Annotated in this window: 21 protein-coding genes; 12 read left to right on the top strand and 9 right to left on the bottom strand. The window is 34.6% G+C overall.

The genetic code is table 11. The features are described 5' to 3' along the window. The first annotated feature begins 22 nt into the window (after window positions 1-22). The gene (locus tag ACVWXS_RS12115) at window positions 23-328 is read left to right on the top strand and encodes a hypothetical protein (protein ID WP_068982935.1); all 306 of its coding nucleotides are present in this window, start codon (window positions 23-25) and stop codon (window positions 326-328) included. Here the strand turns inward: ACVWXS_RS12115 and ACVWXS_RS12110 are convergent. From ACVWXS_RS12110 to ACVWXS_RS12095, 4 genes are all read right to left on the bottom strand, one after another. Then, the gene (locus ACVWXS_RS12110) at window positions 312-1,832 is read right to left on the bottom strand and encodes a sensor histidine kinase (RefSeq protein WP_456958388.1); all 1,521 of its coding nucleotides are present in this window, start codon (window positions 1,830-1,832) and stop codon (window positions 312-314) included. The genes ACVWXS_RS12115 and ACVWXS_RS12110 overlap by 17 nt on opposite strands. Continuing rightward, on the bottom strand, window positions 1,816-2,517 hold the full coding sequence (locus tag ACVWXS_RS12105) for a response regulator transcription factor (RefSeq protein WP_374963159.1): 702 nt from the start codon (window positions 2,515-2,517) through the stop codon (window positions 1,816-1,818). The genes ACVWXS_RS12110 and ACVWXS_RS12105 overlap by 17 nt, the downstream gene beginning before the upstream one ends. A gap of 142 nt (window positions 2,518-2,659) precedes the next feature. Beyond that, a complete protein-coding gene (locus ACVWXS_RS12100) occupies window positions 2,660-3,247 on the bottom strand; it encodes a DedA family protein (RefSeq protein ID WP_374963160.1) in 588 nt (195 codons plus the stop codon). Beyond that, window positions 3,247-3,819, bottom strand: a complete 573-nt coding sequence (locus ACVWXS_RS12095) for a class I SAM-dependent methyltransferase (RefSeq protein WP_456958387.1) — start codon at window positions 3,817-3,819, stop codon at window positions 3,247-3,249. The genes ACVWXS_RS12100 and ACVWXS_RS12095 overlap by 1 nt, the downstream gene beginning before the upstream one ends. A 220-nt stretch (window positions 3,820-4,039) precedes the next feature. Here ACVWXS_RS12095 and ACVWXS_RS12090 point away from each other — a divergent pair, with 220 nt between their 5' ends. Further along, entirely contained in the window at window positions 4,040-4,942 is a 903-nt protein-coding gene (locus tag ACVWXS_RS12090; RefSeq protein ID WP_456958386.1) for a hypothetical protein, read from the top strand. 91 nt (window positions 4,943-5,033) lie between these two features. Here ACVWXS_RS12090 and ACVWXS_RS12085 read toward each other — a convergent pair whose 3' ends face one another. After that, on the bottom strand, window positions 5,034-5,195 hold the full coding sequence (locus tag ACVWXS_RS12085) for a hypothetical protein (protein ID WP_456958385.1): 162 nt from the start codon (window positions 5,193-5,195) through the stop codon (window positions 5,034-5,036). Between the two features lie 200 nt (window positions 5,196-5,395). Between ACVWXS_RS12085 and ACVWXS_RS12080 the strand changes: the two genes are divergently transcribed. Genes ACVWXS_RS12080 through ACVWXS_RS12070 form a run of 3 tightly spaced genes read left to right on the top strand, consistent with a single transcriptional unit; the run spans window position 5,396 to window position 7,736 of the window. Then, window positions 5,396-6,043: a TetR/AcrR family transcriptional regulator gene (locus ACVWXS_RS12080; protein ID WP_456958384.1), complete on the top strand. Its 648-nt coding sequence runs from the start codon at window positions 5,396-5,398 to the stop codon at window positions 6,041-6,043. An 11-nt stretch (window positions 6,044-6,054) separates the two neighbouring features. After that, window positions 6,055-6,942, top strand: a complete 888-nt coding sequence (locus ACVWXS_RS12075) for an ABC transporter ATP-binding protein (RefSeq protein ID WP_456958400.1) — start codon at window positions 6,055-6,057, stop codon at window positions 6,940-6,942. Beyond that, window positions 6,939-7,736: an ABC transporter permease gene (locus tag ACVWXS_RS12070; RefSeq protein WP_456958383.1), complete on the top strand. Its 798-nt coding sequence runs from the start codon at window positions 6,939-6,941 to the stop codon at window positions 7,734-7,736. Before ACVWXS_RS12075 ends, ACVWXS_RS12070 begins: the two co-directional genes overlap by 4 nt. 72 nt (window positions 7,737-7,808) lie before the next feature. On the opposite strand, the gene ACVWXS_RS12065 is transcribed toward ACVWXS_RS12070, so the two are convergent. Beyond that, on the bottom strand, window positions 7,809-8,402 hold the full coding sequence (locus ACVWXS_RS12065; RefSeq protein WP_456958382.1) for a TetR/AcrR family transcriptional regulator: 594 nt from the start codon (window positions 8,400-8,402) through the stop codon (window positions 7,809-7,811). A gap of 115 nt (window positions 8,403-8,517) precedes the next feature. On the opposite strand from ACVWXS_RS12065, the gene ACVWXS_RS12060 reads away from it, so the two are divergent. From ACVWXS_RS12060 to ACVWXS_RS12035, 6 genes are all read left to right on the top strand, one after another. Beyond that, the gene (locus tag ACVWXS_RS12060; RefSeq protein ID WP_456958381.1) at window positions 8,518-9,006 is read left to right on the top strand and encodes an HXXEE domain-containing protein; all 489 of its coding nucleotides are present in this window, start codon (window positions 8,518-8,520) and stop codon (window positions 9,004-9,006) included. A gap of 101 nt (window positions 9,007-9,107) precedes the next feature. Beyond that, a complete protein-coding gene (locus ACVWXS_RS12055) occupies window positions 9,108-9,836 on the top strand; it encodes an ABC transporter ATP-binding protein (protein ID WP_456958380.1) in 729 nt (242 codons plus the stop codon). Then, window positions 9,833-10,849: an ABC transporter permease gene (locus ACVWXS_RS12050; RefSeq protein ID WP_456958379.1), complete on the top strand. Its 1,017-nt coding sequence runs from the start codon at window positions 9,833-9,835 to the stop codon at window positions 10,847-10,849. The genes ACVWXS_RS12055 and ACVWXS_RS12050 overlap by 4 nt, the downstream gene beginning before the upstream one ends. Window positions 10,850-11,015: 166 nt before the next feature. Further along, window positions 11,016-11,363 (top strand): hypothetical protein, encoded by a 348-nt coding sequence (locus ACVWXS_RS12045; protein ID WP_456958378.1) that lies wholly within the window; start codon window positions 11,016-11,018, stop codon window positions 11,361-11,363. A 64-nt stretch (window positions 11,364-11,427) separates the two neighbouring features. Next, window positions 11,428-12,306 carry an ABC transporter ATP-binding protein gene (locus ACVWXS_RS12040; protein WP_456958377.1) on the top strand — a complete coding sequence of 293 codons (879 nt, stop codon included), beginning with the start codon at window positions 11,428-11,430 and terminating at the stop codon, window positions 12,304-12,306. A 21-nt stretch (window positions 12,307-12,327) separates the two neighbouring features. Further along, window positions 12,328-13,035, top strand: coding sequence for an ABC transporter permease (locus ACVWXS_RS12035; RefSeq protein ID WP_456958376.1), 708 nt, complete (start codon window positions 12,328-12,330; stop codon window positions 13,033-13,035). Window positions 13,036-13,401: 366 nt separating this feature from the next. On the opposite strand, the gene ACVWXS_RS12030 is transcribed toward ACVWXS_RS12035, so the two are convergent. Further along, complete coding sequence (locus tag ACVWXS_RS12030; RefSeq protein ID WP_423490844.1) at window positions 13,402-13,860, bottom strand: DUF523 domain-containing protein; 459 nt, start codon at window positions 13,858-13,860, stop codon at window positions 13,402-13,404. 368 nt (window positions 13,861-14,228) lie between these two features. On the opposite strand from ACVWXS_RS12030, the gene ACVWXS_RS12025 reads away from it, so the two are divergent. Continuing rightward, window positions 14,229-14,714, top strand: a complete 486-nt coding sequence (locus tag ACVWXS_RS12025; protein ID WP_456958375.1) for an NUDIX hydrolase — start codon at window positions 14,229-14,231, stop codon at window positions 14,712-14,714. Between the two features lie 49 nt (window positions 14,715-14,763). Here ACVWXS_RS12025 and ACVWXS_RS12020 read toward each other — a convergent pair whose 3' ends face one another. After that, on the bottom strand, window positions 14,764-15,285 hold the full coding sequence (locus tag ACVWXS_RS12020; protein WP_456958374.1) for a DUF6886 family protein: 522 nt from the start codon (window positions 15,283-15,285) through the stop codon (window positions 14,764-14,766). Between the two features lie 13 nt (window positions 15,286-15,298). Further along, window positions 15,299-16,060 (bottom strand): class I SAM-dependent methyltransferase, encoded by a 762-nt coding sequence (locus ACVWXS_RS12015; protein WP_456958373.1) that lies wholly within the window; start codon window positions 16,058-16,060, stop codon window positions 15,299-15,301. Window positions 16,061-16,147 lie beyond the last annotated feature (87 nt).

The following is a 16,147-nucleotide window of genomic DNA, read 5'->3' as shown; positions in this document are numbered from 1 at the left end:
GGTTTATACAAAGGAGTATTAAATGGATATATTTATCGCCAGTAATCGTCAACTACCTATACGTTATTACGTAAATGAAGCAATTTGGATTCGTCGCGGGGGCAGTACAAAACTTCCCGAACTAACATTACCGTTTTTTGTTGAGGTTGAAATTAAAAACCGTGTAAACTTACAAATAATAATCGAATATATTTTTGAATTCCAACGACAGTACAAACAAACAGAAATTCAAATACTAATAAAAGACACATATATTTTAGCTAATATCCAAGACATGCTTACTAACAATACGTTGACCAATCACACGATCACTATTCAGCAGGTGTAACAGGTAATTCAATGAAAAACTTCAGCAAGTGATCTGCATATTTTGCATCAATTTTACCACCATGTAGTTCTACTATACTCTTTGCAATAGCAAGTCCAAGTCCTGAACCTTCCGCTACGCTTGTTCTAGACTGATCTTTTTTATAAAATCGCTCAAATAAATTCATTAGCTCTTCGGATGTAAATTCATCACTTTCATTTGCAACACAGATTCGAACATTGCCCTCTTGTCTTTCAAGAGAAACAAAAATCTTACCGTCACCGGTACTATATTTAATGGCATTCATTAATAAGTTATCGAAAACTCTGACAATTTTTTCGGAATCAACCGTAGTAAAGATCCGCTCCTCAGAGAAATTTTTTTTAAATGAACGATGGTTTTCCTCTGCCTGCGGGATTAACTCCTCAATTAATTGATCGAGAAGCTCATTGATACATACCTCTTGTTGAACAAGGACAATGCTTTCATTCGTTAGCTTCGTATACTCAAATAAATCATCAATTAGGTTTTTTAATTGTTCAGATTTTGAAAAAGCAATCTTTAAATACTCATCATATTGCTCCTTCGTGTCATACCTCTCATCTCTTAACAGTCGTAAATAGCCCATAATCGAAGTAAGTGGTGTTCGGAGGTCATGCGAAACATTAGTAATTAATTCATTTTTTTGTTTTTCAATCCTTCGTTCCATCTCTATATTCGTCATAATTGCTTCGGCCATATGATTGACGTTCTCTGTTAATAAAGCTATTTCATCTATCCCCTTTTTTTCAATTCGATAAGTTAAATCACCTTTTGCGATTTCCTTAACCCCCTCCGCCAACACCTCAATTTGTTTCATTTTTCGTTTCGTTATATAGAAGAATGAAAAGGTAAATACAATAATTGCACTAAATAATGGAATAAGGCCGTCATTCGAACTTGCGATAACCATACCCTCGGGAATACCACTGACAAATAAATATAGGTTTTTATCTTCTATAGTTAAAGGATAAAATGCAACGAATTCTTGCCTCAATTGCTCGATTGCTGGTATGTCATAATTATAGAGTGGATGATTAATCGCAAAATCCATTACAGTCCGAATCTTATAATGCAAATTGATTTGTTCCTCTTCCACTTGCGTTGTTTTGTATAAAACCTTTCCGTTCTCATCAGTAACTATTACGTTTAATGCACTCTGTTTCATTTCAAATTTTAAATTTTCTGTTTCAATCATTTGCTGTATAGCTTCTAAACTATTATCATTGCTAGCTAGATCTGCGGCACGCTTCGCTTGATCATTTATTTCCTGCATTCCTTGACTATAATCAATCGTTACTGTTTGGTCGATATTCAAAGCAAGCGAAAGAGCGGCTCTTGCTCCAAGTAAGCCTAAAAATGCGCAAAGAATTAAAGTCGTCAATAATTGAATTCTAATGCTTTGCCGAACTTTTGTAATAGCAGTGACAATGAGCATTTTAAGTTTGTTTAGTAAGTATTTAAATGGCTTAATGATCTTTCTCAATTTTATAACCTACTCCCCATACGGTTTTAATATATTGAGGATTTCTTGGATTTGTCTCAATTCTTTCTCGAATTTTACGGATATGTACCATGACCGTATTTTCAGACTGTATAGCTTCTTCCTTCCAAACCCTTTCATAAATTTGCTCAGCACTCATGACCATTCCTTGATTTCTTGCGAGTAATTCAAGTACTGAAAACTCCCTAGGCGTAAGCTTCACTTTTTCATTGTTAACGATTACTTCATGCGTGGCAGTATTAATTCGCATATCGCCAATTTCTATCTCATTCTCGTCCATCATATCAAGTCGATTCATTTTGATGTATCTACGAAGCTGAGATTTTATTCGAGCAATTAGCTCTAAAGGGTTAAATGGCTTTGTTACATAGTCATCTGCTCCTAAAGTTAATCCAGTAATTTTATCCATATCTTGTGATTTTGCGGACAGCATAATAATTGGCATCTCGGCTATTTTCCTTACTTTCATACACATCTCAATACCATCCACATTTGGCATCATAATATCTAGGACAATTAAATGTACTTTATGCTTCTTTAAAAGATTAAGGCCTTCCTCTCCATCACTTGCTTCTAGTACATCAAAGCCTTCGTTTTTTAAATAAATAGCAATAAGATTTCTAATATCTTTTTCATCATCCACAATAAGAATTGTTTCTTTACTCATCTAATCCCACCAATTTCAAAATAGATTAAACTATCAAATGTGTTAACCAGGCGCATCACCATAACGTTGATTTCCGTTCCGACTGAGCGCTTTTTACCTGTTAAACTATTTCCTTTACAATAATTTCCGTTCCTAATTTTAACTATTTTTTTAATTTTCGTATATAAAAATAATAAAAACACCCTACAATAGCGACGAAAACCCCAAAATATATTCCATATCTCGTAGCTAGCGCAGAAATATATTCCATATGTTTTCCAAAGAACAAACCAAGTGTAAAGTAAATCAATGTCCAAACAAAACCTGTTGTGTAGGAATACATCGCATATTTTTTAAATGACATGTTATTCATACCCACTAAGTAAGGAATGATATGTCTTACGAATGGTATAAAATAGCTTACGACTAAAGCAAAATGCCCGTACCTATCTATTAGTTCTTTTGACTTCAATAAATGTTTAGCATTTTTCTTCTTCACCAATTTATCAAGTATTTTATGACCAAATACTTTACCTAGGATATAACCTAAAGAAAGTCCTGACACTACACCTAAATACGTTAATATAAATGCTTTAATCACACTCATTTTTTCTAATGATGATAGAAATCCACCACTCATAACGATCATCTCATCAGGAAGCGGCATACCCACGATTCCTAGCCATAAGCTAAAAAACAAAGCAAAATAACCATACTGCTCAATAAATGATAAAAGATCCTGTAACCCCATTAGCTAGCCCTCTTATTTCCTAGTTTACAGCTCAACACATAAGCTGGCGGAAGATTAACCCACACTTTTTCATGTGAAATGTTCTCAAAAAATTGTTGAATATAGGATTTTCTTATAAGCGAATATTGGAATGTAATAAATTCTCCATCCTCTAAGCAATCCTTTACATTATGTAAAATTCGTGATGAAACGGCTGGATTCAACGATGTAAAAGGTAACCCAGATACGACATAGTCAATTTTTTCGATATTTAATGCTGCCATATACATGCATAAATTCTCAGCTGATCCATGTATAACGATTACACTTGGCTCATGCTCAAATTGTTGACGGAGCCTTTCACAAAAAATCTCATTATATTCAATAAGAATTAGCTTTGTTGACTGCTCTTTTCTTTTCATTAACTCTTTCGTAAAAGAGCCTGTGCCTGGACCAAGTTCAACAATACATTGGGCTTTTTCAAAGCAAATCGTTTCAACCATTTTTTTTGCTAATTTTTTAGAACTAGGTGAAATTGCGCCTATATTTTTTGGATTTTTTATAAATTCAGTAAGAAACGTTATAAATTGCATTACATTTTTCTCCCCGCTCATGAGTAATATTTGAATGTTTTAAATATACCGAGCATTTCTTAAAGAATTGCGAGGGAATTTCTTAACTTTTTCTTAAGAGTCATAAAAGGTCACTAGTTCTAATAATATTTTCCTCAAGAAAATAGGCATACAATGGCTTCCAATGGAATAGAAACCTATATAGAAACATTTACGGAAAAATAAAGTGGGGTGTGAAAGGATGCTTAAAGTAAATGATGCAAAAGAAATGGTACTCAGAATTGTGCAACATGACCCATTATTTGTCGTAATACAAAATACGCCGCCTCTAGAAGAAACACTTTATAATGACGACTATTTAGCTCATATTGAGGAATCAAATTATTATTCTACTTCAGATGTCGCTGGTTGGTTTGAAATAACTGATGCGAAGCTTCGTTATTATATTAGACCATTTGAACAATATATTTTTGATAATGCTACGAATAGCCCAAACACCAATATTCGTTTGAACCTTCCTTCCATTTTAAGACTTCGTATGATATTACTGCTAAAGGATGAACACCGCGTCAAAGGTTTGAAGCTTTTACTTGGTCTTGATGATCATGCTCAACTCATTAACCATCAAATAACTGCAACAACTTTAGGTACTGATGATTTAACCAACAAAGTCGATGTTCTCGGAAACGTGCTACAGCAAATGATACAAACAGGACTCTTTAATATCTTTCCAACTGAAGAGCACGGAGCATTACAAGTAACGATTAATCAAGATTTTCTTGCGCAAAAATTTCAATTACTATCCTCCGAATCTAGTCTTCAAGTTGAAGAAATTCAAAAGGAAACAGCTGAACTTAAAGAAGAAAACGAAAATCTACAAAGGCAAATTTCAGAGCTGCAAGAGGATAGCGTAAAGGATATTGTCCAAAAAATTCGTGAGCGTCATATTGAAAATGAAATTGTGTCGACATTGCGGACAGAAGCATTACAGCAATTTTCTACGGAAAACAAGGTAAGTTTCTTTACAAAAATTTTCCGCTCCTCACAAATTGAGATGGAAAAAGAGCAATTTGTGTTGAGCTATATTTCGAAGCACCTGGAAGAACGTTTAGAGGTAGCACTGCATAATTATTATGGAAATTAAATACCTGTTCTTTAGAAATCACATGATTTTTTCCAAATCATCATTCTTTAAATACTTAAAAGCATTTGACCTAGAAGACATTTGATTCCAGTCAGAAGTTTTTCGTAAGAAAATAATGAGCCTCCTCAGGTAACGTGATGTTGGTCACGAAGGCGTTGTCATAGGAAGTGACAGTTACTTTTAATCCTACCTGAGGGGTCTCCCGAAAAACATTGTATCGGAAATTGTTTACTTCAACTACAGGACTCGTCACCCCTTCTGCATTTCTCCTTATTTTCGAAGAATATCACGATTTTTTCCTTCCCTCTCTCCCCTATCTGTTACACACAAGGCACCCCACCCTAAAATTCGATCATTCCCTAACCACTTTGAAAAAATATCCATCTCTTCAATTGACCACCATGGTCAACTCATATATAATCGTGTTTATAATAAACTGAAGGGAGAAAAAACTTGTATCGAACATTTCTTAATTTAGAGGTTGAAAAACAACATAAAATTATCAACTCTGCACTCAAAGAATTTTCCATCAATAATTACGATACCGCTTCAACAAATAAGATCATTAAAGATGCCAAAATTTCAAAAGGTATTTTATATCACTATTTTGGTAGTAAAAAAAATTTATATCTTTACTTATATGAATACGTTACAACGATTTTCATTGATGCAATCAATAGCCGCTTAGATTTAGAAGAGCCTGACATATTTAAACGCTATGAACAAATCATGAAAATAAAATTGGAATTAATTATGCAGTACCATACTTTATTTGATTTTCTTAAAAAGACGTATATCGAAACAAGTTTAGAAGTAAGAAGTGAGCTCGATCAATATAATGTAACTTTACAAAATAGTTCCTATGAAAGTGTGTTTGCAGGAATTGATTACGATTTGTTTCATAAAAATATAGATAGTAAAAAAGCAATAGATACCATTCGGTGGGTTACGGATGGAATAAGTGATCGATATGAAGAACAATTAAAAAGTAATGTAGATAACAGTGAGGCCTTTAACCAACTTTTAGAACAATGCATGGAGGAAGCAAACGATTATTTTCAATTTTTAAAGCAATTAGTATACAAAAACACAAAGAGGTGAATTGTATGACAATGATTGAGGTCAATAATTTGACTAAAAAATTTGGAGAATTTTATAGCATACAAAATGTGGACTTACAAATTAATAAAGGTGAGGTGTTCGGATTTTTAGGTCCCAATGGTGCAGGTAAATCCACAACAATCCGGCATTTGATGGGCTTTTTACAACCAACAGAAGGACGTTGTTTCATTAAAGGATTAGATTGCCGTCAATCTACGGCTGAAATACAAAAATTTATTGGCTATTTACCAGGTGAAATAGCTTTTATTGATAAAATGACGGGTCAACAATTTATTAAATTTATTGCGCAAATGCGAGGATTAAACGATTTAACAAGAGCACATGATCTCATGCAATACTTTGAATTAAATGCTACAGGGCTTATAAAAAAAATGTCAAAAGGGATGAAACAAAAAGTTGGCTTAGTTTGTGCGTTTATGCATAACCCTGAGATCGTCATTCTAGATGAACCAACAAGTGGCTTAGACCCTCTAATGCAAACAAAATTTATTGAATTTATTTTAGCTGAAAAAGAAAAAGGAACGACGATCTTCATGTCCTCTCATATGATTGAAGAAATCGAAAAAACTTGTGACCGTGTAGGCATAATTAATGCTGGGAAGATTGTTGCAACCGAAACAATTGCTGACTTAAAAAAACGCAAATCAAAAAAGTTTTTAATCGAATTTCACAACGGGCAGGAGCTATCTCGTTTCCTAGAAGAACCATTTAAAATTGAACAAATCGGGCCAACACAAGCCATTGTAAAAGTTCAAGGTAATGTCCAAACATTACTTCCAACATTATCAAACTATCAAATTATTGACCTTGATGTGATTTCTCAATCTCTTGAAGATATATTCATGCATTACTACGAAAAAGGAGGTACAGAATCATGAACTTTACTTTGCTAAAACATGAAATGCTAGCTACTGTAAAACTATTTAGTATTATACTCGCTGTATTAATGCTATATATCATTAGTATTGTCTATATGTATAACCCTGAAATGAGCAATACCCTTAAACAACTTACTGCAACGATGCCCGAAATGATGGCGGCTTTTGGTATGAGTAATATAGGTGATTCATTAATTGAGTTTCTATCTACCTATCTGTATGGATTTTTATTACTAATTCTTCCGTTAGTTTTCATGATCATGTTAGCAAATAAGCTCATAATGGGCTATATCGATAATGGTTCTATGGCATACTTAATTGCAACACCGAATACACGTTTTAAAATTGTCTTCACACAAACTTTCTTTCTAGTTGCTAGCATCTTTATACTTCTCTCGACGACAACTTTGGCTACAATTATATTTTCCGAGATTTTATTTCCAAATGAATTGGATATCACTGCTTTTCTGACATTAAATATCGGTCTTTTTTTCTTACACTTTGCCATTAGTGGCTACTGTTTTCTTGTTTCGTGCAGTAGCAAGGATTTAAGAACTTCTTACGCGTATAGTACCGGAGTGCCCATACTGTTTTACTTAATTGAGGCACTTGGCAATATGGGGGGCTCTTTAGAAAAGCTTCAGTACTTTACGATTTATTCGTTGTTTGACTCAGAAAAATTAATGGCTCAAGATAGCTCGTCCATTTGGATGCTAGGGGCATTATTTTTAATCGGGATGCTATGTTATATGTTGGCTATTCGTGTTTTTGTTAAAAGGGATTTGTATTTATAATGTAAAAATCTGCTTGCTTTCTCTGAACAAGCAGATTTTTATAGCTAATACACGTGAAACCTGTGTTAACATTCAATACTGCGTTAAATTACCAATAAATCGCAATAAACGAGAATGAATTGTTGCCAATTCCTCCACACTTACATCCTCATTTCCTCTGTCTAGCCATTCCTGAATAACCCCTAAAATTGCAGAAGCTAAAAAAGCCTTTAAATATTGCCGGAATTCCGAATCTTGTAATTCCTCTCCAATAACGGATAGTCTGTCTAATATTTGATTACTAAAGACTTCCTTCATCCTTTTGCTAAATGCTGGGCTTCCCTGCTCCCCTAAGATAACTCGAAAAGCTGTGGCATGCTCTTTAATGCATGTAATGACTTCAACAAATGGTTGATAAAGCTGCCCAGTTTTTAATATTTGGAAGGCTTCTAATGGTTGCACATGTTTAACATAACTTTCTAGTTCATTTAATAGCTCCTGCTGCAAATCCTCCATTACTTCAAACTTATCCTTATAATGTAAATAAAACGTTCCTCGATTAATGTTTGCAGTAGAAGCCAGATTTTTAACGGTTACTCGTTCAAAGCCTACCTCCTCTATTTGTATAATTAATGCATTTTTTATAGTTGACTTTGTTTCAAAATTCATCATTTTATGGATAGACATGTATACCCTCCGTTCTATTGACACTTTATACCAACTTGTTCATTGTAATTGCCAATATGCTAACGTAAAATTTCATTAGTATCAACACTGTGTTCAGTAAAGGAGAGGAAAATTTATGGAAGCTTTAGCCGTTTTCTTTTGTTTAGCCATTACCCTACACAATATTGAAGAAGCTATATGGTTACCTCAATGGTCAAAGCACGGTTCAAAGTTTCAAAAAGCTGTGACGCCAAATGAATTTCATTTCGCAGTGTTTGTGATTACAGCTTTAGCTTATTTATCGGCATTTTTCTTTATCTTTTTGCCCCAATCTAATTTTGCGAAATGGTTTTTCATTGGATTTTTAGGCGCGATGATGATCAATGCTATTTTTCCGCATCTTCTAGCAACATTAGTAATGAAAAAATATGCACCTGGACTTGTAACAGCATTACTACTTAATATTCCAATCAACTCCCTAATCATTCATAGGATGTTCGAGACTCATTTAATTGGATGGACAGAGCTAGTATTTTCAACGATTCTGGTAGGTTTAAGTTTGTTAACGCTTATTCCATTTCTGTTTAAGTTAGGCGGGATGATTACTCTTAACTCGAAAACGTAATCAATGAACACTTTTTGTTATTCTGTTTATTGTAATCGCTTAATCATTGCCTTACAATTTCAGTTATCAACACTGTGTTCAGTAAAAGGAGAGATGAATACATGGGAAACAACGCAATTTCACTAAACTCGATTGAAAAAAAGTTTCATCAAAAACAAGTAATTGCCCCGCTTTCCTTAGAAATTCCAAAGGGGCAACTTATTGGTTTACTTGGTCCCTCTGGCTGTGGGAAAACGACATTGATTAAAATGATTATGGGCATGATCAAACCGGATAACGGTAGTATTCATGTATTAGATTTAGTCGTTCCTCATAAGCAGTTGCTGATGGATATTGGCTATATGGCACAATCTGATGCACTGTATCTAGACTTAACAGGTCATGAAAACCTCCATTTTTTTGCAAAGCTATATCGATTATCGAAAAAGGAGCGAGCTGAACGTGTAAATTATGCTGCAAACCTTGTTCATTTAACGGATGATTTAAATAGTAAGGTGATGAATTATTCTGGAGGGATGAAACGGAGATTATCCCTTGCAATTGCCCTTATTCAAAATCCAAAGTTGTTAATTTTAGATGAACCAACTGTTGGTATTGATCCCGTATTGAAAAAAGAAATTTGGCAGGAGTTAATTCGTTTAAAAAACGATGAGCATAAAACCATTTTAGTAACGACACATGCAATGGATGAAGCAGAGCGCTGCGACCAGTTGGCTATGCTACGCAATGGCCGCATCATCGCACATGGAACACCACTTGATTTGAAAGCTCATTATCAAGCAAAAGATTTTGATGAAGTGTTTTTAAAGGCTGGAGGTGAAGCACTATGAGAATCAACGCAATTGTTACAAGAATTTTTCAGCAAATGGTTCGTGATAAACGTACACTTGCCTTATTATTTTTGGCACCACTTCTTGTACTTTCGCTAATGTATTTTGTTTTTAATAGTGATGAGCCTGAAGTAACACTAGTTGTTTCAAATGGTCCTGTACAGCTAATTGAAAAACTTGAGGCTGCAGATTTTCATGTCATCGAAAACAATGATTTTACTATTACCAACTTAAAAGAAGAAGAATATGATGGCTGGTTAGCTTTCGATCAAACTCAATTGAAGCTCACATTATTAAATGATGATCCATCTACAGCCAAAGCTTTAAAGATGAAGCTTTCTCAGGTTTTGCAGCCAGAGCAATCTTCAAAGATGAAGTTGACGACTGACTATGTATACGGCGATGAAAATACTGCTATTTTTGATATTTTTAGCCCGATGCTTATAGGTTTCTTTGTTTTCTTCTTCGTCTTTTTAATCACAGGTATAGCCTTGTTAAAAGAACGAACTTCAGGGACATTGGAACGTTTACTAGCTACGCCGATTAAACGTTCTGAAATTGTTGCTGGCTATATGATTGGTTATGGATCGTTTGCCTTACTTCAAACGACTATTATTGTTCTATTCGGGATTTATGTCCTGGATATCGTGCACGTTGGCTCCATCTGGCTCGTTCTACTAATCAATATTATCGTTGCGCTTGTTTCATTATCATTAGGAGCTCTCTTATCAAGCTTTGCTGCTTCAGAGTTTCAAATGATGCAATTTATCCCGCTTGTCATTGTACCGCAAATTTTCTTTTCAGGTATTTTCCCACTCGATAATATGGTTGAGTGGCTACAAAATATAGGTCGAATCATGCCATTATATTATGCAGCTGACGCGTTGAATGGGGTTATGTATAAAGGATATTCCTTTAGTGACATTTTACCGGACTTAGCAATTCTCGCTTCCTTCGCTCTTGTGTTTATTACATTAAATATTGTAAGTCTAAAAAAATATCGATCATTATAATCAAAAGGGTTCTGCTCAAAAATGGGCAGAACCTTTTTATTATAATAATACGAAACTTCAACATAAAATTTTATCTGTGCGAAAGTAAAGAATTAGTAACAACAGATGTACAATCAGCTGGAACTTAATAAGTCTATTCTGAGTAACCATAGCGTTCACTTTTAAAATGCATAAATTATATAAAAGTTCTACACTATTGCTGATTGGAGCGGAAGGCTACTCGACTCCCGCGGGAAAGCGAGACAGGCGAGACCCTGAGGCCAACACGATGTTGGTCACGAAGGCATTGTCACAGGACGTGACGTACTTAGCCTTCGTTCCTTTAGCGGAGGAAGCGGCTCGACGCTCGCCCACTGGAAAGCGAGTAGCCTGGAACGGAAATCAACCCCACGTATTGACGGCAGGTCACAAACACACAAAAATAGAAAATTACCCCAACTTTCTATTAGCAATAGAACTACTATTCATCTATACTAAATTTACAGTTATTGGTCGTGGACTTTGTACATCGTAAGTATACATATATAGAAATAACAGTGATTTAGAATAAGAATGCTTAAAAATAAAGGTGTGTAAAGATGAATACGATTATGGAAATCAAGAACATCTCTAAACAGTATAGAGGTAAGCAAATTTTAGAGAATGCTACATTTTCTATTTGTGCCAATCAAATAATAGCTCTTGTAGGAAAGAATGGGTCAGGTAAGAGTACCCTTCTAAAGATCATTGCAGAATTAGTCGATGCTGACAGTGGTTCTATTGTGAAACATCGACAATCATTAAAAATTGGATATGTGCCAGAAGTGACGCCTTCACATATTCTGTTTACACCTGAAGAATATCTTTATCATATGGGCAGCATTCGAGGTATGACCAAAAAACAACTACAGCAAAGAATAGATGACTTACTTGAATTATTTCACTTACAGGATGCACGGAATATCCGGATTGATAATTTTTCCAAAGGTATGAAGCAAAAGGTTATGATCATGCAGGCAATGCTTGAAGATACAGATCTGCTAATCTTAGATGAACCATTGTCAGGACTCGATCCTAAAGCACAGAGCGATTTAGAAGAAACCCTCTCTATTTTAAAGGACAGAGGGTTAAGTATCGTTTTAACCTGTCATGAAACAAAATTACTTCAACATCTAGTTGATACCGTCCTTGTTATTCAAAATAACAAGGTCATTCAAAGTGATTCAACACATAAGAGGATTACATCGAAAAATAAATTAATTTTTGAAATTTCAAGTGAGGAATTATTAGATAACCTATTACCTATTCTTGAAATTCAACAACAAAGTCTTTTAAACAACGGTTGTTTTGAGGTAATCACCTTTATTAAGGCACAGGATACAGACCCAGTATTATTAGAGCTACTACATAAAAAAGCCTCAATTAAACAATTAATCCCGATAAATGAAAAGGAGGAACAATTCTATACCCATTTTTAATGAGGAAGAATAGACGCCGACATGACTAGTTTATTACGCTATCAATTTATCAATTATTTAAGAACCTATAAATATGTTCCACCCTTTTCAATTTTCATTTTATGCCTTGTTGTAAACTATACCTTTGTCCCAAATCCAATTTTAGATAGCTATTCGTTTACAGCTATCATTCTCTTTTTTCTAATGGGATGGTTTACAATCACACTATTTCACGCAGAAGATGAAGAGCAAAAAGTAATTACCACGCTTCATGCAAAAAGCCGAAAACAGTACAATTTAGGGATTTTTATAATCTGTGGCCTAATCGGTTTAGGCTTAAGCTGTGTATCAGTAATCTACCCTACTCTAATCGGTGCCTTTGGAGAAGAGCCAAGATTTCTACATCAATTACTAGGAATCCTCTCACATTTTAGTTTATCTGTACTAGCCATTGCACTTTCAGCTATCTTTACAAGAGAACTCGTCAAAAACAATCAAAATACTTGGTGGGGTGTACTTAGCATCTTAATTGTTTCTGTTGTGATCGCTACCTTAAAAGAGTCGATTCTTCAGATAAAGGGACTGATTTGGCTGCTTCCACCTGTCCACCTGTCATTGGAAATAATGAGTTCAGAGGATTCTATTAAAACAATACCGAACAACTTTTATTGGCAATTTGCTTGGGTATTTATCTATGCAAGCCTAGTTATAGCGTTGTTCTTTCTCCTGTCAAATCGAAAAAGGAAATAAGATTTTTAAGTATGTAACGCTATTTTCCTCATTGGTCAAGATGTACTCTTGTCCGTACTAGCAATTTTATTTTTTACTGATAACGAAAATAATCGCCAAAACCTCACCTCGCATTTTGCTTGTTGACTAAAAAATGCCCCCGATCTACTTAGGTAGTGGGGGCAATCATTTTCGTATAAGGATTGTCATTAATCAAGCTAGTCTTTTAATTTATTCAATCCAACCTCCAGAACAGGTAAGGAGATAAAACAAACGATTTCAATAGATCACCCTATACAACGAAAATACTTTGCATTTCTCTCAAAAAAATGAATTCCTTTTTGTATCGAAAGGAATTCAACTTTTCATAACTTTACAACGATTTAATTATTTGATATCTGAGAAAAAATCTTCTTCAGAAAAGACTTCAATATTATTTCTTCTTAGCAATGCAGTCGTTACGCCTACGCCAACTAATTTTGTACCATTGAAATCTCCATTGTAAATCATTGCACTGCCACAGGATGGACTATGCTCTTTTAATATAACCTTAGTTGCACCTAGTTCAAGTGCTTTCTGTAATGTTGCATATGCACCTTTTAAATAAAGCTCCGTTACATCACTGCCAGATTTTTCAACCACTCTCGCTTTTCCAGCAAGTACGTCTTCACCATCTCCGCCAACTATTTCTGCTGGCTCACGAGGCGTCGAAAAACCGCCCATAAGTTCAGGGCACACAGTTACCGCCTTATTTTCTAACACAAGCTGTTGAATTCTTTCGTCTAAACTATCTGTTCCGTTATAGCGTACCTTTAATCCTGCTAAGCAGGAGCTTATTAAAATCATGTGCGCACCTCATTTTTTAGCAATTTCGTATAAGTATCACTATAACTCATTAGAAAATTCCGTCAACAGCTCTTACAATGACTTAAATTGCTTCCTTGCCCCTCTATTCATTTTTAATAAGCGATATTGATTCTTTTAAATGACTTTTATTATTTAAGTAGCACATTCATTTCACTGATTTGTGCTACTATTTCTTTATCTAGATTTTTTGAACTAGTAATACTATGCATGACAAAAACGAGAAGTTATCAAAAATGCAAATATGATTTATTAAAAAGCGGATTAATGGAGGAAGCATACTGACTGGGATCTACTAAATTCAGATGCTTGAAATTTTCGCTTTGCCATTTCAAAAGGAGGAAAAAGACTTGGTTGAATTTACAATCTGTTTTCTTAAAAAGGGTGACCAAATATTATTGCTAAATAGGGATTTTCCAGAATGGATGGGGGCTTGGAATGGTGTAGGGGGAAAGATTGAGAAAAATGAAACTCCACTGGCTGGTGCATTACGAGAAATTAAAGAAGAAACAGGCATTGCACTTCAGGATATTACATACAAAGGAAAAATAACGTGGACTGACGGCACCATCAACTTTGGCTGCATGTATGCCTTTATTGCGGCATTACCAGAATCCTATTCATATGTGACACCGATTAAAGTCGCAGAAGGTATTCTCGATTGGAAAGATCTCTCATGGATTTTCCACCCTCAAAATGTAGGAATAGCAGATCTTAAATATTACTTACCGAAAATGCTAGAAGAAACAAACAACTATGAATATATATTTACATATAAAGAAAGTAAATTGATTGACGTGACTACTACTCCATTAGCACAAACAATTATTGTTTAGATACAACAAGCCTCGTAAACGCGACTGTAACGTTTACGAGGCTTGGCTGTTATTTTCTTGGCTGTGCAAATCGCATTCTACACATCGACCAGTTAAATGATGTTTTTTGAATTTCATCATAAATATCCCATAAATTATCGACTACTCGCAATTCAACATTGCGCTTAAACAGTTCCTCAAATAAATTTTCCACTTCAAATTTAGCAATAGGAAATTGTGTTGTTTCACTTACATAGTAGCCAGCATTTTGATCTTGTAGTGTGAATCCATTACGATCAAATTCATATAAGTAAAGTTTCGTATTTTTCATCGTCTCAAACCACTTGCTTTCAATAACAATAACGTGTGAACATTGTGTCGATGCTATAAAAGCTCGTTTATCCTGTTCCGTAGTAGTAGCACCAATATGATAACAAACTCGGGGACAATCTCTTGGTGTTAAGAAATTAGGCAAGCATTTTTCGTTGATTGCCCATACTAGACCTTTTTCTGGATCTAAATCTAGTCGATCAGGTAATCGGGGATGAAACACTGTAATATCATTTTCCTCACTGACATGAAATATTCGCACATGTTTCCCTCCTTTATTTTCTTAATTTAAATACGATAAAATCTGCACAATGTAAATCTTCCTCGAATTGTGGATACTTTGTAAGCATCTCTTTTGAAGGCATCGGTTCGATAACGTCTTCTATCGTAAATCCTGCTTGAATAATTGCTTTCATATAGCTCGTTAATGTTCGATGATAAAAGACAATTTTTTCATCAGAATCTAGCGGAAGCTTTTGATCATATACGCCTTCATAAAAATATCGCTGAACTTTCCAATACTGTTGGTCAAGTTTTTCATTTCTGATCCATCCGCTATTAGGCGTAATAAAGCAAGGATGAAGAATCGAAAAGATGAATGTGCTATTTGGCTTTAACAGGCGATACATCTCACTCAAAGCTGCCTGATAATTCTCTAAATCTTGCAGAACCATATTGGAAACAATACAATCGAACTGTTCATCTGCTAAAAAATTTAGTTTTTCACAATTTCCATATTCATATTGTATAGTGACTTCCCCACGTGTTCTTGCCCTAGCAATTTCCAGCATATTTTCTGAATAATCAACAGCTGTGACAATAGCTCCTTTTTGAGCAAGTATTCTACTTAGATAACCTTCTCCGCATCCTGCATCTAATAGACTTTTCCCTTTCACCTCTTCCAATAATGAAAAAATAGCTGGGTTCAATAATACTTCACGGTGAATACCACCATGCTCATCATAGTCTGCTGTAAACCTTTCTGCATTTTGATTCCAGCGTCTAATCGCCTCTTCCGTTGTTACTGTTCTTTTCATTCTATTTCCTCATTTCTTTATAGAATCGTAACGTTACGTCTTTTGTGCACATCAATATTTTTTCATATATGTAAAAAAAGATATAGA

The sequence above is a fragment of the Lysinibacillus sp. TE18511 genome, assembly GCF_054062295.1.
This window is presented reverse-complemented; position numbering and strand designations above follow the sequence as displayed.